The sequence below is a fragment of the Brevinematales bacterium genome (assembly GCA_026415355.1).
Taxonomy (GTDB): Bacteria; Spirochaetota; Brevinematia; order DTOW01; family DTOW01; genus SKYB106.
Genome location: JAOAHF010000006.1, coordinates 56085 through 78056 on the forward strand (window position 1 = coordinate 56085; position 21972 = coordinate 78056).

Genomic DNA, 21972 nt, shown 5'->3' on the forward strand with positions numbered 1-21972 from the left:
ATGAAGCTAGTTATTAATGAAAAAACACTTCCAGGAGATGTAGAAACTCCTGTTTCACTTTATCTGAAGTTAAAAGACTTATCTCTCTACTCATTTCTTCTTGAGAGCGTTGTCGGTAATGAGATCGTGGGTAGATATTCGTTTATAGGGATTAAACCTTTTCTTGTATTTAAAGCTTTGAAAAAAGAAACAATTAATAATAGAAGTGTAGCGAGTTATAGTGTAGATGGAGTGGAGAGTATAGTTGGTATTACAGATGATCCTTTTGGAGTGTTACAGGGACTTTCAGAAGCTGAAATTGTAAAGGTTTTTGGAAATCCTTTTGAGATACCTTTTTACGGGGGTGCTGTAGGTTATCTTTCTTATGATGCAATAAGATACATAGAGAAGATACCTGATAAAAATCCAGATCCGATGGGACTTCCTGAGTTTTACTTTGTATTCCCATCAATACTTCTATGTGTTGATAATATATCGAAATTGATTAAGGTTATATCAGTTGAGCCAATTTTATCTTACGAGAGTGATGCTGTAGTTAATTCAAATAGAAAGATAGAAGAGGTTGTTGAAGTAATAAAGTCTCCTTTGAATATCTACTCAGATAGAAATGTTGGTAGTAGGCCTATTTCTTGGAAGTCTAACTTCACTAAAGATGAGTTTGTCAATATGATTGAGAAGTCTAAAAAGTACATAGAAAATGGTGATATATTCCAAGTTGTATTGTCCCAAAGATTGAGTTTTAACATTGATGTTGATCCATTTGAGGTTTATAGAAGATTGAGAATGATAAATCCTTCCCCTTATATGTACCATATAAATTTTGAAGATGTGGTTATCTCTGGGTCTTCACCTGAGATGTTAGTTAAATTTTGGGATGGTATAGTTGAGACAAGACCTATAGCGGGTACCAGACCTAGGGGTAAGAATTCTGATGAAGATAGAATGTTGGAAAGAGAACTTCTTTCGGATCAGAAAGAACTTGCTGAGCATGTAATGCTTGTAGATCTAGGTAGAAATGATATAGGTAGAATATCAGAGTATGGTAGTGTTAGAGTTGAGGAATATATGGTTGTAGAGAGGTACTCTCATGTTATGCATATAGTTTCGAGTGTTAAAGGAAGAGCCAGAAGGGGTATAAAACCTATTGAAATTATGAAATCGGTATTTCCTGCAGGTACTGTTTCTGGATCACCTAAGATAAGAGCTATGGAAATAATTGATAAATTTGAAAATGTTAGAAGAGGACCTTACGCTGGTGCTGTTATGTATCTAGGATTTAATGGTAATATGGATTCAGCTATTACTTTGAGAAGTATGGTTGCTAAAGGTAACAATGCTTTTGTGCAGGCAGGAGCAGGGGTAGTTTATGATTCTGTGCCTGAAAGTGAATATTTTGAAACACTTAATAAGGCAAAAGTGGTTTTAAAAGCAGTAGAACTAGCAAGTGGGGGTAGTATATAAATGCTTTATGAAATATTCTTTCCGTTGAGAGATTTATTTTTTGGTTTTAATTTGTTCAAATACATAACATTTAGGACATTGATGGCATCTCTTACGTCGTTTTTGATAGTTTTTTTACTCATGCCGAAGTTTATTGAAATAGTTTCTAATCTACAATTCAAACAAACTGAGAGAGAGTTTGGTCCTTCAACTCATCTTAAAAAGCAAAATACTCCTACGATGGGTGGATTTTTGTTTGTGCTTGCTAGTATATTAGCTTCCCTACTTTGGGCTAGACTTAATAATGTTTATGTTCTTTTGGTTATATTTATTTTGGTTTCTTTTGGATTTATAGGTTTCTTGGATGATTATTTAAAAAAGCTTAGGAAAAGTCATAAGGGTTTGTCAATACTTCAGAAATATTCTTTACAATTGTTATTTTCTCTTACATTTATATTTGCTTTGTATTTCTACCAACCGTTTACTCCTTATTTTGACAAGGTTTTTATCCCTTACACAAACGGAGTTGTATTCACGATTCCGATTATTTTAGCATTTTTGCTCTATATACTTGTGATAACAGGTGCTTCGAATGGTGTTAATTTAACCGATGGTATAGACGGACTTGCTGCTGGGTTAGGGGGTATATCTTTTGCGGTTTATGGTGTTTTTGCTTATCTTGCAGGTAATATAGTGATTGCTAATTATCTTCTTATACCATATATAGATAAAGTAGGAGAAACTGCTGTTGTTGCTGGTAGTATAGTTGGAGCTTTAGGTGGTTTCCTTTGGTACAATGCTCATCCTGCTAAAATATTCATGGGAGATACAGGAGCTTTGTCAATTGGAGCGACTTTGGGTGCTTTTTCAATAATAACTAAACAGGAATTACTACTTGTTATTGTAGGAATGGTATTTGTTATGGAGACAGTGTCAACTGCCTTACAGATAGTGTATTATAGAATTACAGGTGGAAAAAGAATATTTAGAATGGCACCATTGCATCATCATTTTGAACTTGGTGGTTGGAGTGAAACGCAAGTTTTGATTAGATTTTGGATATTGGGAATTATATTCGCTATTATTGCTTTGGCAAGTCTCAAGATAAGGTAAGTTTTATCTTATATTTGGTCTTAGTGTATGATATTCAGGATATATTGTTCACTTAGAAATAACTTGATTAATGTTGTATTTTGGATTGTCTATTGAGACAAATATTGTTGATTTTGTTTAGTTAGAAGGTATTATAAAAATAATATGAGATTTAAATTTTAGATTAAAGTAGGTATTTTGGGAGTTTGGGAATGTAAAAAGTAATTAGCACTGTTATTGGTTTATTTTTGATTAAACTAGAAATGTTTAATTTGCAAGTTATAATATTTTAGGTAATTAGTTTCAAATAGAGTTGAAATATGTTTAGATATATAGTAGTTGGAGCAGGTTTTGCGGGTAGTGTTATAGCTGAGAGAATAGCAAATGTATTGGGGCAAAAGGTTTTGGTAGTCGATAAAAGGTACCATATAGGTGGAAACTGTTATGACGATAGAGACGAAAATGGTATAATATTTCACAAATATGGACCACATCTTTTTCATACGCCATACCAAGAAGTTGTGAATTATCTTAGTGAGTTTGGTGAATTTGAGGAGTATCAGCATAAAGTTTTGGGATATATTGATGGGAAAAAAGTACCTATACCGTTCAATTTCAAATCTCTTGAAATTCTTTTTCCAAGTGAGCTATCGGAAACTATAAAAAAGAAGTTGCTTTCGAGGTATGATTTAGGGCAGAGAGTGCCAATACTTGAGCTTATGAGTAGTGATGATTATTATATTAGAAAATTTGCTGATTTTGTTTACGAAAAAGTTTTTAAAAACTATACTGCTAAGCAGTGGGGTAAAAAACCTGAAGAAATTGATTCGTCTGTTACAGCTAGAGTCCCTGTTGTGGTGGGTTATGATGATAGATATTTTTCAGATAAGTATCAATTTGTACCTATTAATGGTTATACAAGTATTTTCAAAAAAATGTTGGATCATCGTAACATAAAACTTATGCTGAATACTTCGTTTAGCGATATAGGTTCTTTAAGAGATGGTGAGATTTATATATTTGGTAAGAAGTTTAAAGGAATTTTGATTTATACTGGTGCTATTGATGAGTTGTTTAAATATGAATTTGGTTATTTGAGATATAGGAGTTTGAAATTGGACTTTGTGGTTGTTAATAGAGAATATTTTCAAGAAGTTAGTGTTGTAAATTATCCCAATGATTATGATTTTACTAGAATAACTGAGTTTAAACATATACATAGACCTAGAGTTAGAGTTAATAAAAGTTTGATACTTAAAGAGTATCCAAAGGAATATGATCCAAGAGAAGATATACCATATTATCCATTTTTGGAAGATGAGTCTAAGAGAGCCTATGAAAAATATCTAGAGATTTCTAGAAGATACAAAAATTTAGTTCTTGTTGGTAGGCTTGCAGAATACAAATATTACGATATGGATGATATCATCAAACGTGCCCTAGATGTTTTTGAAAGTTCTATTCTTCCTAGGCAATTGAATTGAGTTAAATTTTGATAGTTTTTTGTATTTTTTGGAGTTACTATGATTTGTGGAGAATAGTATGATAGAGGTTTATAGGGATACCAAAATTTATGTAGTAGCACCCAATGGTGTAGTGACGGGTGGTCCTGAGATGTTGCACGGTTTAGTACATAATCTTAGAAAAGACCTTAAGGTAGAGGCATACATTTACTATTACCCTAAAACTGCAAAAGAAGTTAATAAGGCTTACTCTGATTATGATGTTGTCTTAGCTGATAGGATAGTTGATGATTACAGAAATATTATAATAGTTCCTGAATTAGTTGATTTTATAAATTTTTCTCGTAGTTTCAAAAAGATAAGGAAGGTAATTTATTGGTTAAGTGTTGACTTTTTCTATCAATCAATATTTTATAAAAGACCAATAGGACTGTTTATGGCGATTGCTAATAGAATAAATATGGTATCAATAGAGAAATTAAACAAAACATTTTTACCGCATTTTGATATTTCTTCTGAGGCAATAAAGTTTTATTCGAAACTTGATTTGAAAAACTTAGATTTGTTTTCGGATATAAGTTTTCATCTTGCTCAAGGAGTTAGAATACTTGATTTTTTGAGAAATTGTGGTTTCGAGAATGTTTCACTTATAGGAGATTATATAAACAAAAGTTTTATGGAGAGTGGATATAACGTTGTAGATAAACAGGATTTAGTTTGCTATAATCCTAAGAAGGGATTCGAATTTACATCAAAGATAATAGAATACGTTAAGTGTAATAATTTAAGTATAAAATTTGTTCCGATGATTGGTATGAGTAGAAGAGAGGTTATATCGTTGCTTAAAAGGTCTAAGTTGTATATAGATTTTGGTAGTTTTCCAGGAGCTGATAGAATACCAAGAGAGGCTGTTATATTGGGATGTTGTGTTATAACTGGTAAAAGAGGTGCAGCGAGGTATTTTGATGATGTACCCATACCTGATGAGTATAAGTTTGAAGATAAAGTTGAAAGTATACCAGCTATAGTTAGTAAGATACAGGAGTGTCTTAGTAATTACGAAAAGAAGGAAAAAGACTTTGATATTTCTCGAAGTATTATTCGAGAACAACCAAAAAAGTATGTACAACGCCTTAAGAATATATTTATCAAGCTTTGAGTCTAGTATTATTTTTATTGCTTTTGGAGTTTTTGTTTAAAATTTGGTAGGTGATTGTGTAACATTTATAATCCTTTAATATGGATTATGATAAGTTAATTAAGGCAATAGAGTTTTTTGGTTTAAAAGGCAAGATCTCCATTAAATCGTTTAGGCGCCTGTATAAAAAGAAATCAAAGGAATTACATCCCGATATAGGTGGTGATGAAGAGCAGATGCAAAAACTTAATGAGTACTATAAAGTCATAGTAGAGTATTTAGAGTCTTATGAAATACCTGTAACTAGAGAAAGTATTATGAAATCATCTCCAGATGCTTTTGTATATTTCCAGTACTATCGCAAAGGTGGAGATAAGGATGATAGAATTGGGTTCTAGAATTCTATGTCCAACTTTTATAGATGAATGTTGTGCTTTTCATCTTACTACCTTTGATGAATATTTTGACAGTGTTGTCCATTGTTTTTGGAAGGAATTTCCCTATTACTATTCCATCAAATTCATCGGTGAAAGCGTTAGTGATCATTTTATTTAGAAAAACAAATATTATGGTTATTTGTGAAATTCTCCTTTTTATAACTACCTTCTTCTAGACTTTTTTATCTTTTGTATTCTTGTTTATTAACTCAAGAGAAGCTGTACCAAAAGCTACAAGAGTTACTAACAATATAGTATAGTTATTTCTGTTGATATATCTGTTATACTTAGTTGTTTAATGATACTTTCTTTGTATATTTTGTACAATATTATGGGGTGAATAAGTATACGATAGGTCTTAACTATGATGGTATTGCCTCCATAGGTAGGATTACATTAGCAAAAAATATGGATAACATGGAGATTAGTATTCCTATTCTTATTTCTTCAAGCTTTTGTGATATGATTCATATGAATAATCCTATAGACATTGAAGTCAAAATGAAAACGAAAATACCAATTGTTGAGATACATGTACATGAAGTTAGATTTACATATAAAAAGGAATTGATACACAGAGTATGCTAAAGCTATGCTTAAAAATATCACTAATGTGAAAATTGCAAGATGTGGTAGAATTGTTTCTGTAGCTTTATATCTGTACAAGGAGATTTTTTGTTTATTTCTAATTATTGTTAGATGGACTAGGGTTACTCCTAGTACTAAGGATAGCAAACTATTACTTCTGATATGATATGGGCTCCAAATACAGCATTTTCAATTCCTATTGCAGTTTGAACTTAGATAGGTAGTAATGACATTCTTCCTCTCTGCTTTGGTATATCCATGAAAATTTTGAGAATTATTGACGTTATAACTCCTGATATTATTGCAGTGCTTTTGTCTAGTTTTATAAATGTCTTTCTGAAATCTGATAAAAAGGATCTTCCATTTTTTACTAGTGTTTCTTTTGTAAAATTTTCTGGAAATGTTATGATTACAAGAATTTTCCATTTTCTTGTTATGTCTATTACTTATTTTTCGTTATCGACTTCAACTATTTTTATTGTGTTTTTGTTAATTTTGTTTAGAAATTCTTGAGATGTTGATGTTTTACCAGCAAAAGGTAGTTCTATACAGTGTCTTTGTTTATAGTTGCTATTGGTACTTCCCTTACATCATCTTCAAGTGTTAAACCTTATCACGCTTATGATAAGTGCTGGTGCTATTATAGTTTCTCTATTTTCTTGTAGGATTGTTCTTAGAAATTCCATAACCTAACTCTCAAAGGAATTGTTTACTTTAAGTTAGGATTTTTCAAATTGCTTTTGGGTATGAAAATTTGTTAAACTTCTACATTATGCCTTTTGTTCATCCTTTAGCAGATAGATATGCTTCAGAAGAGATGATTGATATCTTTTCAGAGGAGACTAAGTACAGAACTTGGCGTAAGTTTTGGATAATATTGGCAGAGACGCAAAAGGAATTAGGGTTACCTATAACCGATGAGCAGATAAGTGAAATGAAAAGATTTGAAAACGATGTTGATATTAGTAGAGCTAAGGAAATAGAAAAAGATCTCAATCATGATGTTATGTCTCATATTGAAGCATATGGGGAGCAAGCAAAAAAAGCGAAACCTATAATACATCTTGGTGCTACAAGCTCTGAGGTTACGGATAATTCGGAAATGTACATAATACTTAAGGCATTAAAGATTGTAAGGTCTAAGGTTGTAAGTGTGATAAAATCACTTATTGATTTTGGTAATAAATATAAATCTTTGCCGACACTTTCGTACACACATCTTCAACCAGCGCAACCAACTACTGTTGGTAGAAGAGCTATACTTTGGGCTTATGATTTATTTCTTGATCTTGAGGAACTTGATATTTTACTAAAGAATATTAAGACTAGGGGGGTGAAGGGTACTACAGGAACGCAGGCAAGTTATCTTGAGTTATTTGAAGGGGATGATGCAAAGGTAAAATTGCTCGATGATTTGGTTTCTAAAAAACTAGGTTTTAAAGAAAGTTTTTGGATTACTGGCCAAACATATTCTAGAAAGTACGACTATGTTATACTATCTAAATTAGCTTTGATAGGTGCTTCTGCTTCGAAATTTGCTAATGATATTCGTTATCTTCAAAGTATAGGTGAGCTTGAAGAACCTTTTGGTAAAAAACAGATAGGATCTTCCGCTATGCCTTATAAGAGAAATCCGATATTGAGTGAGAGAATAAATTCTCTTGCTAGATATTTGGTTATGTTACCCAGTGTTGCTATAAATAATCATTTGACTCAATTTCTCGAGAGAACGCTAGATGATTCTGCTAATAGGCGAATAATAATACCGGAAGCATTCTTATCAGTAGATGCTATACTTGTTTTGTATCAAAAAATAGTCAAAGGTTTGAATGTTAACGAAGATGTTATAATAAACAGAATGAAAGAAAAGCTACCTTTTTATGCTGTTGAAAATATACTTATGAGAGGAGTTAAGGAAGGTGGTGACAGACAAGAGTTACATAAGATAATAAGAGATACATCTATGAGAGTAGTTGAAGAAGGAAGAAAAGGTAATTATCTGAACTTACTTGATGAACTACAGAAGGAGAATATTCCTCAGAGTATTAAAAGTAGTATGAAGATAATGGAAGATTTTATATCTTTCGTCGGAAGATCTATAAAACAAGTGGAAGAAGTGTCTGAAAGAATGCTAGAGTATATAAGACACTCTGAAATTTAATAGTTTTACTTGTGTATGAATTCTAGGGTTTGATTTTAAAGTAAGGTAATGAGTTGAAGTTTAAGTAGTTAACTTTTTTAGTTGTTGTTAATGTGAGTGTAAGCAAGTTTAGGAGTGACAGGTTGTTTTGTCTAGTAGAGTATTGATTTATTTAGGGGGTTGTTGGTTTTCGTAAATTTGGTTCTAGATTTATATTTTTTGAGATTCGACGGATGATATTGCTTCAATACACTTACTGCATATTGTTAAATGTTCGGGGTTTTTACCTACAGTTGGTGAATAGATCCAACATCTTTCACACTTTTGACCTTCTGCTTTGACTACTGATACAATGATACCATTTTCTTCGTATCCTAAGTTACTGCAGTTTGATGAGCTTAATTCAACTTGTGATACAATGAAGAACTCCCATAGATCATCTTTGTTTTCATTTAACACACTTTCTATTTCTTTTTTTGTTGTGTTTATAATTAGTTTGGATTCTAGAGATGAGTTTATAAGTCCTTCTCTTCTTGCGGTTTCAAGTGCTTTTAATGTTACTTCTCTTACTTCCATTATCATGTTAAACTTATCTCTTATTTGAGGATTATTCCACTCTTCTGGTATTTTATCATATTCGGTTAAGAAGACAGAAATTTCACTAGCTCTATCTTTAAAGAAATTTTGCCATATATCTTCGGCGGTAAACGATAATATAGGTGCTACTGCTTTTACGAGATAAGAAAGAATATAGTATATTGTTGTTTGAGAGCTTCTTCTTTTGAGACCATCTTTCTTACCGGTGTAAAGTCTATCCTTTAGGATGTCAAAATAAGTTGCACTTAGGTCAACATTACAGAAGTCGTATATTTTTCTGTAAACTTTGTTAAACTCGAAATTATCGTAGTGATGTTTTATTTCTTTTGATAAATTGTACAGTTTATCCAAGATCCATTTATCAATAGATGTAAGTTTTTGATAGGGTATTATATCGTTGGTTGAGAAGTCATATAAGTTTGCTAACATATATCTGAAGGTATTTCTTACCTTTCTATATGCATCGACTACTTTTTCTAGTATATGATCTCCTATTCGTAGATCTTCTGTGTAATCCTCAGATACAACCCAAAGTCTAAGTACATCTGCTCCATACTTTTTGATAACTTCCTCTGGTGAAACTACATTACCTAATGATTTATGCATTGCTCTACCTGTTTCATCTAGTACAAAACCATGAGTTAAGACATTGCGGTAAGGGGGTATTCCCCTTATTGCTACTGATGGCCATAATGATGATTGAAACCACCCTCTGTGCTGATCGGAACCTTCTAGATATAAATCAGCTGGTGAAGATAATTCTTCTCTTGTATCTAGTACGCAGAAACTACTTACTCCAGAATCAAACCACACATCAACTATATCCATTTCTTTATCAAACTCACTGCTACCACAATCGCATTTAAAATCTTTGGTAAGTTCTTCCGTTGGTTTTTCAAACCAAATATCTACTCCTTCTTTTTCAAAAATTGAAAGAATGTGTTTACCCCAATATCCTCCTAAGTGAGTTTTCCCACACTTTTTGCAAGTTATGGCAGGTATTGGTACTCCCCAAGCTCTCTGTCTAGATAAACACCAATCTGTTCTATTCCTGACCATTGCTTCTATTCTGTTCTTGCCCCAAGAAGGAATCCATTTCACATTATTTATTCCTTTTATGGCACTTTCTTTCAATGTTTTTTCATTTACGTTGAAAAACCATTGAGGCTTAGTCCTGAATATAACAGGATTTTTGCATCTCCAACAATGAGGATATTGATGCTTGTATTCTTCTGTGTGTAATAGCATTCCTGTTTCTTTGAGATATTGGATTATGTGTTTATTAGCTTCAAATACTTGTAATCCTTTCCATTTTATTACCTCATCAGTAAATTTACCGTCATCGTCAACTGGAGATAGCACTTGTAAGTTGTATTTAACTCCAACTTCGTAGTCTTCCGTACCGTGTCCTGGTGCAGTATGGACTATACCAGTTCCAGTATCTGCTGAAACATGTTCTCCAAATACTATTTTTGATTCTCTATTTTCAAAAGGATGCCATACAACAAGTTTCTTTATGTCTTGTATTGATATATCTTTCACGAAGTTCAAGTTATTTCCTACTTTATCACCGACTTCGTCAAGTAATGCTTTGGAGAGTATATAAAATTCTTTATTGTCAAAAGAAGCTACTACATAATCAAGTTCCTCGCTGAATGCAACTGCTGTATTACCTGGTAGTGTCCAAGGAGTGGTTGTCCATATTAGGACGAAAAGATTACCATTGACAATGTCGTTGTTTTTTACAGGAAATTTGACATATATTGAAGGAGAGATTTTTTCGTAGTATTCGATTTCTGCTTCAGCTAATGCTGTTTTACAATCAAAGCACCAATGAATTGGTTTTTGTCCTTTGTATATTACTCCTTTGTCATATAATTCAACAAGTAGTTTAGCAATATTGAATTCATATTCTTTTGACATTGTTAGGTAAGGTTTATCCCACAATCCAAAAACTCCTAATCTTATGAATTCTTCTCTTTGGATATTTATGTACTTTTGAGCGTATTCTCTACTCAATTTCCTTATTTCAGTGGGTGAAGTTTCTTTAGCTTTGGGTCCGAGAGATTTTGTAACTTGTAATTCTATTGGTAATCCATGACAATCCCACCCTGGTACAAAAGGTGAGTGATAACCTTCAAGTAGTTTATGTTTTACTATTATATCTTTAAGTATTTTGTTTAGCGCATGACCTATGTGAATATGTCCGTTAGCATATGGTGGACCATCGTGCAGAATATATTTTTTATTCTTTTCTTTTAGCTGTAATGCTTTCTCATATATTTTGTTGTCTTTCCAAAATTTTACGAAATCAGGTTCTCTTTGTGGCAAATTTGCCTTCATCTGAAAACTAGTAGAGGGTAAATTTAAAGTGTTTTTGTAGTCCATATTTTACTCCTCCACTTTTTCTATTGAAAACTTTTCAATTACTGGATTTGTGAAAACTTCACTAGATATTTTCTCTATTACATTTTCATTTGAGTTAGTTTCGACAAAAAATACCTTACCGACTCTAACATTTTCTACATCTTTGTATCCCAAATTGTGTAAAACTTTAAGTATTGCACTTCCTTGGGGGTCAAAGACGTTGTCTTTCAAAGAAACAATAACTTTATACTTCATATTAGCATAAATTTTAATTATGCAAATATTTTTCTTACAAGAAACCACGAGTGTGTTCGATAAACTCTGGGATTTAGATGTTAGGTATTATGTTTAGTACTTTTTGATTGCTGCTCTGGTAAGTAACTGACAATTTGGTTTTTTCAAGAGTGTAATATACTATTGTTAGATAAGATTGTTTCTTGATACCTTAGAAGTTTGGTAACACAACCCTAGGAAGAGAAAAAGAATGATAAAGAACATTGTCTATTGAGGATTTTTGGGTATTCTTTCCTGAGAGTAATATAAAAATTATGTGTTTCAGAATATTTGGTATAGGTATTCCCCCTTTGCTTAACTAATAGTTATTTATCTCCTTCTGTAAACTCAGTTATTTTTCTTGGAAAATGGTAGTTTGTTGACAAATCTTATTACTTCGAATTGTTATAAGGGGGTAATGATACAAATGCATAGATAGGTATATATGAAAGTGGTGTAGGTATTGTAGTAATGAATTTATTACAAACTCTTTAAGGTTTTTGTACTGCAAGTTTACAGGAGGTAGAGTTATAACGAATGATATAGGTTGGACTAATATGAATAATACATTGATTAACTGATTCAACATCTGGTTCTACGAGTAATATAGTGATGGATATGTAGTTTTGTATTGTTGTAGATTTTGAAATGGTTTTGCTACTAAGTAGTCTAAATACTTGACTTTGTGATGATATACTTTTGGAATTCTGATAGTGATTTTATGTATAATTTTGATGCTGTTTGGGGTTTGGAAATGAGGTTTAGTAGGTTTCTTGTATACACATTGAGAGAAGATCCTAAAGATGCTGAGGTTGTGAGTCATAGACTTATGCTTAAAGCTGGGCTTATATACAAGGAAGAAAGTGGACTTTACGGATATTTACCAATGGGATTTAGGGTGTATAACAAAGTTGTGAACGTAGTAAGGGAGGAGATGAATAAAGCAGGGGCAATTGAGGCCTTGCCTACTATTTTGACCCCTGCTAATCTTTGGGAAGAGAGTGGTAGGTTGAATGTTATGGGTAAGGAAATGATTAGGATAAAGGATAGAAGAGATGGTTTACTAGTATTAGGCCCTACGCATGAAGAAGCATTCACAGATATTGTCAGAAGAACTATAAGTTCATACAGACAATTACCTATTACACTTTACCAAATTGCTAAGAAGTTTAGAGATGAGATAAGACCTAGATTTGGGGTTATGAGATGTAGAGAATTCACTATGAAGGATGCATATTCTTTTGATATTGATGAAGAAGGATTAAATCAGAGTTATCTTAATATGCGTCAAGCGTATATAAACATATTCAAGAGAGTAGGACTTAATGCTTTACCAGTTGAAGCTGATGTAGGTAGCATGGGAGGAACTAGAAGTGAAGAGTTTATGGTGTTGTCTTCTATAGGTGAAGCTACAATATTATATTGCCCTGAATGTAAGTACTACGCAAACATTGAAAGAGCTGAATCTATAATAGATGATACTCAAGATGATGAAGAAGAGAACCCATTAATGGAAGTTGATACTCCTGGTGTTTATACTATTGAAAGTCTTACTAAGTTTTTTAATGTGTCTCCGAGGAAGTTTATAAAAACTCTTATTTACCTTTCTGATGGAGAACCTATTGTGGTGCTTATTAGAGGGGATCTTGATGTTAATGAAGTTAAACTTAAGAATTATCTCAATTCAACAGAATTAGAGCTTGCTGATGCTGAGACAATTACTAGAGTTACAAATGCGCCGCTTGGTTTTGCTGGCCCTGTTGGAATTAGTGGTTATAGAATAGTTGCAGATTATTCTATAAGTACTGTAAAAAACGCTATAACAGGAGCTAACAAGAAAGATAGACATATAGTTAATGTAAATTTTCCTAGAGACTTTACGGTAAGTGAGTTTGCTAATCTGAGAAATGCTAGAGCAGGTGATAGATGTATTTCTTGTGGAGGGAAACTTGAAGAAACAAGAGGTATTGAAGTTGGACATATTTTTAAGCTTGGATACAAATACACAGAATCCATGAATGTAACGGTGCTTGACAAAAATGGTAATAGGATAAAACCTATAATGGGATGTTATGGTATTGGTGTAGATAGAACTATTGCTGCGATAGTTGAGGTTAGTAATGATGAGAGAGGAATAATATTTCCTATAACTGTTGCTCCATTTGAAGCTGTTATAATACCTATATCTACTAGAGATGATAGGATAGTAGAAGTTGCTGAAAGACTATATAAGGAACTTAAGGATGAGGGTATTGATATAGCAATTGATGATAGAGAGGAGACAGCTGGAGTGAAATTTAATGACTCTGATCTTATTGGAATACCGTTTAAAATAATAGTAGGTAAGAAAACTGTTAACGAGAATAGGGTTGAAGTGAAGAGAAGAGATAATGATCATTATTATGAGTTTGATGTTAGCACTGCCACCCCAAATATAGTTAATATCATAAAAGAAGAATATCTTAAGTTTAGGAGCTAGTTTTATAAACACTCTTAACGTACATTATAGTAGCAATATCAAATATTACCCTTTTTATTTTCCTTCCGGTGGCGTCTTTTGTTAGGTCAACGCTAAGAGGTACTCTTAGAGGTGATCTATTTGAGCCTATCAGAATTAACACTTCGGGTAACATGTCATAATCGGAGTGTAGTTTTTTAATTATTGCTAACTCTCCGGATGTAAGTTCTACAGTACTACCCTCAGATAGAGGAGTTTGTATCTTGTACATCTTAGACATTTCTATAGCAAACTTAATGGCAATTTCGTAATCGTACTTTGTACCTGTTCCTTTGAGTATTTCTTCAATTGCTACTCTTATGGGTAGAGGAGATCTATAAGGTCTTTCAGTAGTCATGGCATCGAATGAGTCGCATATAGAAACGATTTTTGCGTATATGTCTATTTTACTTCCATCAACTCCTAGGGGATATCCTTTACCATCAACTTGCTCGTGATGTAATAAGACTATTCTTTTTGATATTTCATCAAGGTAAGGTGACTCTTTTATAAGTTGATATCCTATGGTAGGATGTTTTTTTATAGTATCAAATTCAAAAGGTGTTAGTGGATCCTTCTTGTTCAATATAGATACAGGTATTTTTATTTTTCCTATATCTATAAGTAATGCTCCTAATCCTACAGCTATGGTTTTTTCCATTGATAATCCTAATCTTGATGCTATGTAGGTTGATAAGATACTAGTGTTTACTGCATGGATATAGCTATATGTATCGTGTCCTTTCAAGTCAAGAAGATTTAGAGTTTTACCCATACCAAATTTTATCTCTTTAGCGGCTTCTTCAACAGATTCTTTTGCTTTTTCAGTTTTTGGTATTTTACTATTTGTTATGTCCCAAACCACACTGTGGAAACTTTCGTAAACCTTTTTTTGAGTGCTATCAGATAGAATTGGATTTTCAACATTTTGTTTTGAGAATGATACATCAGTCGTGATGGGTCTGTAGGTTAGTTCTTTTATACCTAGGTTGTATAGAGTTTCAATAAATTCTCTTTTTATAGGTACTTTTGCAGGCCATAGAAAGCCTCCACTCATGTCGTATATATTCCCGTTTAAGATTATTCCTTCCTTTAGATAAGATACTGGTATAACTTCTTTTTTATCAAAAGCTTCCATACTATAGTATTATATGCTTTAAGTTATTGAAAAATCAATTGAAACTCCTCAGGGAGTTGTTTACTGGTACAATTTACGTTGTTTTTTAGTGTTGATTGTATTAGTGTAAAGAATGAGTTATTTTATTGTTATTACGCTTGTGATGTTATTATGGTTGTTTGAATGTATTTGGATTTTCTAAGTTTTGGTGTCAATAGTAAGAAGATTAATTATGGGACTTATTCGGTAAGTATTTGAGACAAAGGTTTGTAATTATTTAAACTTTGGTTTCTAGAATAGTTTTACTTTTGGAATAGTTTTTGTATATTTTAATTTGGAGGTAGTTTATGGGAATGACGATATCTCAAAAAATATTAGCAGCGCATGCCATAAACGAAGATGGTAGCGTAGGTAGAGAATATGTAGAACCAGGTGAGATAATAAACGCTAAAGTTGATTTTTGTTTCAGTAACGATGTTACAGGGCCCCTTTCAATAGAAGAGTTTACTAAAGCTGGTGCAGAGGATGTTTTTGATAAAACACGTGTTGCCTTAATTCCGGATCATTTTTCACCAGCAAAAGACATAAAAAGCGCAAATCAGATAAATATACTAAGACAGTTTGCTAGAAAGTTAAATTTGCCTTACTTTTACGAGATAGGTAAGGTTGGCATAGAACATACATTACTAGTTGAAGAAGGACTTGCTTTACCAGGAGATGTTATAATAGGAGCAGATTCTCATACCTGCACCTTAGGTGCTTTGGGTGCTTTTGCTACGGGTATGGGTTCAACTGATATAGCTTATGCTATGATAACTGGTGAAACTTGGTTTAAAGTACCAGAAAGTATGAAATTTATCTACTATGGTAAAATGGGTAAGTGGACTTCTTCAAAAGATCTGATACTATATACAATTGCAGATATAGGTGTAGATGGAGCTTTATATAGAGCAATGGAATTTACAGGTGAAACTATTAGTGATATGTCATTTGAATCAAGAATGACTATGACAAATATGGCTATTGAGGCAGGAGCAAAAACTGGTATTATGGAACCTGACGAGAAAACTATAGAATACATAAGAAAACAGGCAAAAAGAGAGTACAAAATATATAAGTCTGATCCAGATGCAGAATATGTTGATGTAAGAGAATATGATGTTTCCAAAATAGAGCCGCAAGTAGCTTTCCCTCATCTTCCTTCAAACTGTAGAAATGTTTCTGAGGCTACCCATGTTAAAATCGACCAGGTTTTCATAGGTTCTTGTACAAATGCTAAAATAGAGGACTTAAGAATAGTTGCTGAAATACTCAAAGGTAGAAAAGTACATCCTGAAATAAGGTGTATAATAACACCAGCAACTCAAGTTGTTTATTACAAAGCATTGAAAGAAGGATTGATTGATATATTTATGGAAGCAGGAGCAGTTGTAACTATGTCAACTTGTGGACCTTGTTTGGGTGGCCATATGGGAATACTAGGTAAAGGAGAAAAAGCAGTTTCAACTACAAACAGAAATTTTGTAGGAAGAATGGGAGATCCTACCAGTGAAGTTTATCTGGCAAGTCCAGCAGTTGCTGCCGCATCAGCAATCTTGGGAAGAATAGCACATCCTGAAGAGGTACTTGGAACAGAAAAAACAGTTGTAAAGATATAAATTATGGGGAGTTAAACCCCCCTTTAAATAAAGTAGTTTAAGTTTTTAGGTGTTTTGTAAATTGCGGATAGGATTCGGAATTCCTATTAATTTGTATGTGGTTTATCTTATGATAATTTTATATATATTTCCATTTAGTTCATCTACTTGTATGATTTGATGACCTATATGTTTTATCCATTCAACTATTGTGAATTTATCAGCGTATCCCTTCACTGTTACTTGTATTGCTTCGTCTTTTTGTAGTGAAGATAGAGTGTATTTTATAAAATTGAGGAAGTTTCCACAGCCTATTTCAACAGTTAAGTCTATATTCCTTACTATCTTGTACATCTTTAGGTTTTTATAAATAGGGACATAAAGTCCCTTTGTTATTTATTTTTCAATCGGTGCTCCTACTATATTACCCCATTCAGACCAAGATCCATCATAATTTGAGACGATAGGGTAATTTAGTAAATATTTTAGCACAAACCATGTTACAGATGATCTTTCACCAATTCTGCAGTATGCTATTATTGATTTGTCAGGAGTTATACCTTTTTCCTGGTATATTTTTTTGAGATCTTCTGTACTTTTAAACGTATCATCTTCGTTAAGTGCTGTAGCCCATGGTATGTTAATCGCACCAGGTATGTGTCCACTCCTTTGTGCAGCTTCGTTAGGATATTCAGGTGGTGCAGTTATTTCTCCTTTGTACTCAGCAGGTGATCTAACATCAATTAATACTACGTCCTTTCTATTCAATGATTTTAGTACAATATCAAAATATGCTCTGTACCCTATGTTTATGCCACTAGCTTTGTAGTTTGTTTTTTGGTAAGAAGGTATCTCTTTTGTTAGTTCTCTTTTTTCTTCAATCCATTTTTTCCTACCACCATTCATAAGTCTTACATCTTGATGTCCGTAAAGTTTATAAACCCAAAATGCAAATGCAGCAAACCAATTCCTGAAATCACCGTATAATACTACTGTAGTGTCATTTGATATACCTAACCGAGAGTTTAATTCTTCAAATTGCTCTTTACTTAAAATATCTCGGACAGTTTGATTGTTTATGTCCTTCTTCCAGTCAATTAGTACCGAGTTTGGTATATGACCTAACTCATAACTGGCAGAAGGTTCATAATCAACTTCCACTATCCTAACGTTAGGGTTGTTTATGTTTTTAGTAACCCATTCAGTTGAAACAAGCACATTTTCAGCCATAATCTACCTCCTATATATTACATTTAAGTAAATGTAAATCTCAAATATTCAAAATTTTACATTTTTAACTTTTTAAAATGTAAAAAATATTACACAATTTGTCAAGTTTTTTATTGAGTATTCTCTTTGATAAGGTAGGTTAACATCGTTTAATATTTCAATCATGGTGATAGAAATATACAAGCGTAATGGGGAGTATCAGGTTAATTTTAAGTATGATGAATGGATAAGCAAGCTAGTTTTATTCTTGTCTGAAAATGAGGAGTTTAAGTCTTTTGTTTTAGAAGACTATGTATCAGCTAACAAGAACTTTTTTGATGTAAGTGGTATTGAATATAAGACTGTAGGTGATGTAATATTGGTTGATGGAAAATGTATAGAAACTATTGCTAATGATAACATAGTCAGAGGTAAAATCTATTTATCGTCTGAAAGGTATCATTACTTAGTATCGAGGCCTTCTGTGAGTATATTGTCATTGCCTTATGACTACTGTATGACGATAGAAGATGAAGATGTTAAAATAGAGTACAGGGATCCTAAATATACTCTAAAAGTAATATCTTTCCTTATGTTAAGGAGTGTGGGTGTTATACCTTCGTATTTTCATATAGAAAATATGGTTTCTTCTCTAAAGGAGATTTTTAATTCTGATGCTAAATTTATAAGAGTTGAAATTGTTAAGTTTAGCAGATATGTTTTACCTCACAAAGTTGAATTTTCAATTCTTGTGATAGTTGATGATAGAAAGAATTATTATTCTTTGACACTGCGTAGGAATATTTGGAAAGTTAGGAGTATAAATTCTGAAAATGGTTCTGTTAATATCATTCATAAGATTATACTTAATTCTTATTATTGGTTGGTTGGTAATTTAGAGAAAATTGACTGGCTAAATAATGTTATTGTGAAAGTCAGTAAGATTTTTAAGATAAAGTCTATGAGAGTGTTTTTGATAACTGTTTTTAGTTTATTAGGAATTTATCTTGTTTTGAGGTATGCTTTATTTTTAACTATTTTTTTTATGATTGTTTTGTTTATGTTCTTAAAAAGACTTTTCTTGTATTTTAATTTTAGGGGAAGGTTGGTATGAGTAGTTATAGAGATGCAGGAGTTGATATAGACAAAGCTAATGCCCTGATAGGAAATTTAAAAGAGGAGATATCCAAGACTTATAACAAGTATGTAATTAGTGGTGTTGGGGGGTTTGGTGCGTTGTTGAATATTGATTTGAGTGAATTTAGAGAACCGGTAGTATCTGTATCAACTGATGGAGTTGGAACTAAGTTACTCTTAGCAAAAGAGTATGATATGATCGATGGTATAGGAATAGACCTTGTTGCTATGAATGTTGATGATGTCGTGTGTACTGGTGCGAAACCGGTAGCATTTCTGGATTACTATGCTTGTGGTAGATTGGATGATGCTATTTATGGTAGAGTAATCAGAAGTATAGTTAGAGGTTGTCAAATTAGTGGAATTGCTCTTGTTGGTGGTGAAACGGCTGAGATGCCAGGTATGTATAAAGATGATGATTTTGACTTAAGCGGAGTTGCCATAGGTGTAGCAGAAAAATCAAATATATTACCTAAGAATATTAAACAAGGTGATAAGCTTATTGCTCTTGCTTCGAGTGGTTTTCATAGTAATGGTTATTCTCTTATAAGGAAAATTTTGAAAGATAAAAACATTCAGCCGCTCAAAGACTATGGTTTTTCAAAGCCTTTGATAGAATTGTTGTTGGAACCTACTAGAATATACTCAAATGTAGTATATCCCCTAATTGTTAAGAGGATTGTTAAGGGATTATCGCATATAACTGGCGGTGGTATTATTGAAAATACTTTAAGAGTTACACAAGGTAGAGATATAAAAATATACAAAGAAAAGTTGAGGGTTCCGGAGTTTATGAATTTCGTAATACGAGAGGGTAACATATCTGAGGATGAGGCGTTTAGAGTATTTAATATGGGTGTTGGAATGATTATAATAACTGATAATGAAGATAAGGTTTTGGATGAATTGCAAAGTAGTGCTGATTTTGATGTTTATGTTGTGGGAGAAGTCTTATGATAGACTTCAGGATTGTTGAGAGTAATATAGGTATAAGTAGATTCAGACTTATTATCTTTTCTAGTTTGGTTATGCTTGTTTTTAGCATAGTTTTCATAAGAGTTATAGATATGCAGGTACTGAGCAGGGATAAGTTTGTTAAATTGGCTTACATAAATATGGCTCAGCAGATACCTATTACTGCTCATAGGGGTACTATATACGATCGAAATTTTGTTCAAATAGCATGGGTACAAGAAACCATAGGTGTGTTTGTGATACAGAAATATTTACCTCAGTCTGAAGAAGGAAAAATGATGGTTTTTTCGAAACTTTCAGGTATAATAGATAAAAGTACTAAATTTATAATTGGCAATATTGAAAGAAGAAAGTGGGACATATACGGGCCTATATTTATAAGCGAAATTACTAAAGAGCAAGCAGTAAAAATATTAGAAAGACAGGAGGAACTTCCTGGTGTTGTTGTTGATACGGTTTATCAGCGTTACTATAGGTATCCTTACGAAACAGCTCATATACTTGGATATCTAGGACCTATTGATCAGCAGGAACTAAAATCTCTTTCTACTGAAGATAAGGAAATATACCATTCGGGTAGTTATATTGGCAAAGATGGTATCGAAAAACAGTATGATAAGGTACTTAGAGGAGTTGATGGTAAACTATTGAGATATATTGATTCTAAGAATAACATAGTTGGTATGGAAATAGAGCGACTTCCTGTTGAAGGTAACTCTATAGTGCTTTCAATAGATACTGAAATACAGAATTTAGGTTATGACCTCCTTAAAAGTTATCGAGGTAGTTTAGTTATGATGAAACCTTCAACAGGTGAGATAATAGCATTAGTTTCATCTCCTTCGTATGACCCCAATAAGCTTTCCACAGGAGATTTTGCGTATTTCTTGTCTTTATCAACAGATGAGAAGAATACTCCCCTATTTAATAGGGCTATACAAGGTACATATCAGCCAGGATCTGTTTTTAAGCTTGTTACAACGGCTTCAGCAATTATAAGTAGTAAATGGGATCCTAGTAGAACTGAAAGTTGTCAAGGTGCTTTGAGAATTGGTAGAAGAGTTTTTAACGACTGGGCTATACATGGATATGTTAAAGACATTATCAAGGCTATAGAAGTTTCTTGTGATGTATACTTTTACAAAGTAGCTATGTCTATATCGCCTAATGATTTGATAGAAACTGCCAGGTTATTTGGTCTGGGAGAGCTTACATTTATAGATTTGCCTAATGAGAAAAAGGGGTTTAGGACATCAATTGATTTTCACAGAAAAAAATATAACAGGGATATAATGGGTGGTGATATGGCAAATTTGTCAATAGGTCAAGGGGACTGGTTAATGACACCATTACAACTCGCTGTTTTGGGTAGTTTTATTTTCAACGAAGGTGTCGTTTACAAACCGTTCATAGTGAAAAAAATACTTTCTCCTGATGGAAGAGAAGTAGTAAAAGAGATGAAGCCTGAAATACTTAGAAAGGATTTTTCGATACCTAAAGAAGTATTTAGGTTGTTGAAACAAGGAATGAAACAAGTTTTTGAAGAAGGTACTGCAAGAGGACTCAAGTTTATTACAAAATATCATATAGCTGGCAAAACGGGAACTGCAGAAAACCCTCATGGTAAGCCACATTCTGTTTTTGTCGCATATGGACCTACAGATGCTCAAAATCCTGATGATGTTGTGGTTGTTGCTGTAGTAGTTGAGAATGTTGGTTCTGGTTCTGCTTATGCAGGACCGATTGCTGCAAAACTTATTGATACATATTTTGACAAGTATGGGTATACTAAAAAGCAATCTCAATAATTGAGTTTGAATTAATTCTGATTTTGCAATTAAATAGCAATAGCTTTTAACTTATCT

General features: G+C 32.7%; 19 protein-coding genes. 13 read left to right on the forward strand and 6 right to left on the reverse strand.

Annotated elements, in window-relative coordinates; all coding sequences use genetic code 11:
- From trpE to N2712_03410, 5 genes are all read left to right on the forward strand, one after another.
- The gene (trpE, locus tag N2712_03390; GenBank protein ID MCX8029019.1) at positions 1–1461 is read left to right on the forward strand and encodes an anthranilate synthase component I; all 1461 of its coding nucleotides are present in this window, start codon (positions 1–3) and stop codon (positions 1459–1461) included.
- A complete protein-coding gene (gene mraY, locus N2712_03395; protein ID MCX8029020.1) occupies positions 1462–2553 on the forward strand; it encodes a phospho-N-acetylmuramoyl-pentapeptide-transferase in 1092 nt (363 codons plus the stop codon). It begins immediately after the preceding gene.
- Between the two features lie 299 nt (positions 2554–2852).
- Positions 2853–4016 carry a UDP-galactopyranose mutase gene (glf, locus tag N2712_03400; GenBank protein ID MCX8029021.1) on the forward strand — a complete coding sequence of 388 codons (1164 nt, stop codon included), beginning with the start codon at positions 2853–2855 and terminating at the stop codon, positions 4014–4016.
- Between the two features lie 58 nt (positions 4017–4074).
- Entirely contained in the window at positions 4075–5154 is a 1080-nt protein-coding gene (locus N2712_03405; protein ID MCX8029022.1) for a hypothetical protein, read from the forward strand.
- Between the two features lie 80 nt (positions 5155–5234).
- Positions 5235–5531, forward strand: a complete 297-nt coding sequence (locus tag N2712_03410; GenBank protein ID MCX8029023.1) for a hypothetical protein — start codon at positions 5235–5237, stop codon at positions 5529–5531.
- Positions 5532–5535: 4 nt separating this feature from the next.
- Here N2712_03410 and N2712_03415 read toward each other — a convergent pair whose 3' ends face one another.
- Positions 5536–5679 (reverse strand): hypothetical protein, encoded by a 144-nt coding sequence (locus N2712_03415; protein MCX8029024.1) that lies wholly within the window; start codon positions 5677–5679, stop codon positions 5536–5538.
- A gap of 227 nt (positions 5680–5906) precedes the next feature.
- Here N2712_03415 and N2712_03420 point away from each other — a divergent pair, with 227 nt between their 5' ends.
- From N2712_03420 to purB, 3 genes are all read left to right on the forward strand, one after another.
- Complete coding sequence (locus tag N2712_03420; GenBank protein ID MCX8029025.1) at positions 5907–6158, forward strand: hypothetical protein; 252 nt, start codon at positions 5907–5909, stop codon at positions 6156–6158.
- Between the two features lie 258 nt (positions 6159–6416).
- On the forward strand, positions 6417–6671 hold the full coding sequence (locus tag N2712_03425; protein MCX8029026.1) for a hypothetical protein: 255 nt from the start codon (positions 6417–6419) through the stop codon (positions 6669–6671).
- A gap of 259 nt (positions 6672–6930) precedes the next feature.
- The gene (purB, locus tag N2712_03430; GenBank protein ID MCX8029027.1) at positions 6931–8319 is read left to right on the forward strand and encodes an adenylosuccinate lyase; all 1389 of its coding nucleotides are present in this window, start codon (positions 6931–6933) and stop codon (positions 8317–8319) included.
- 189 nt (positions 8320–8508) lie between these two features.
- Here the strand turns inward: purB and ileS are convergent, their stop codons facing one another.
- Entirely contained in the window at positions 8509–11283 is a 2775-nt protein-coding gene (gene ileS / locus N2712_03435; GenBank protein ID MCX8029028.1) for an isoleucine--tRNA ligase, read from the reverse strand.
- A 3-nt stretch (positions 11284–11286) separates the two neighbouring features.
- On the reverse strand, positions 11287–11517 hold the full coding sequence (purS, locus tag N2712_03440) for a phosphoribosylformylglycinamidine synthase subunit PurS (GenBank protein ID MCX8029029.1): 231 nt from the start codon (positions 11515–11517) through the stop codon (positions 11287–11289).
- 739 nt (positions 11518–12256) lie between these two features.
- On the opposite strand from purS, the gene N2712_03445 reads away from it, so the two are divergent.
- The gene (locus tag N2712_03445; protein ID MCX8029030.1) at positions 12257–14014 is read left to right on the forward strand and encodes a proline--tRNA ligase; all 1758 of its coding nucleotides are present in this window, start codon (positions 12257–12259) and stop codon (positions 14012–14014) included.
- Here N2712_03445 and N2712_03450 read toward each other — a convergent pair.
- Complete coding sequence (locus tag N2712_03450; GenBank protein MCX8029031.1) at positions 14004–15170, reverse strand: HD-GYP domain-containing protein; 1167 nt, start codon at positions 15168–15170, stop codon at positions 14004–14006. The genes N2712_03445 and N2712_03450 overlap by 11 nt on opposite strands.
- Before the next feature lie 326 nt (positions 15171–15496).
- On the opposite strand from N2712_03450, the gene leuC reads away from it, so the two are divergent.
- On the forward strand, positions 15497–16807 hold the full coding sequence (gene leuC / locus N2712_03455; GenBank protein MCX8029032.1) for a 3-isopropylmalate dehydratase large subunit: 1311 nt from the start codon (positions 15497–15499) through the stop codon (positions 16805–16807).
- 102 nt (positions 16808–16909) lie between these two features.
- On the opposite strand, the gene N2712_03460 is transcribed toward leuC, so the two are convergent.
- Both N2712_03460 and N2712_03465 read right to left on the reverse strand, forming a co-directional pair.
- The gene (locus tag N2712_03460; protein MCX8029033.1) at positions 16910–17140 is read right to left on the reverse strand and encodes a hypothetical protein; all 231 of its coding nucleotides are present in this window, start codon (positions 17138–17140) and stop codon (positions 16910–16912) included.
- A 42-nt stretch (positions 17141–17182) separates the two neighbouring features.
- Positions 17183–18016 (reverse strand): sulfurtransferase, encoded by an 834-nt coding sequence (locus N2712_03465; protein ID MCX8029034.1) that lies wholly within the window; start codon positions 18014–18016, stop codon positions 17183–17185.
- Between the two features lie 163 nt (positions 18017–18179).
- Between N2712_03465 and N2712_03470 the strand changes: the two genes are divergently transcribed.
- From N2712_03470 to mrdA, 3 genes are read left to right on the forward strand one after another with little or no spacing between them, the layout of a single operon-like run.
- The gene (locus N2712_03470; GenBank protein MCX8029035.1) at positions 18180–19109 is read left to right on the forward strand and encodes a hypothetical protein; all 930 of its coding nucleotides are present in this window, start codon (positions 18180–18182) and stop codon (positions 19107–19109) included.
- Entirely contained in the window at positions 19106–20089 is a 984-nt protein-coding gene (gene purM / locus N2712_03475) for a phosphoribosylformylglycinamidine cyclo-ligase (GenBank protein MCX8029036.1), read from the forward strand. Before N2712_03470 ends, purM begins: the two co-directional genes overlap by 4 nt.
- A complete protein-coding gene (gene mrdA / locus N2712_03480) occupies positions 20086–21915 on the forward strand; it encodes a penicillin-binding protein 2 (protein ID MCX8029037.1) in 1830 nt (609 codons plus the stop codon). The genes purM and mrdA overlap by 4 nt, the downstream gene beginning before the upstream one ends.
- Positions 21916–21972 lie beyond the last annotated feature (57 nt).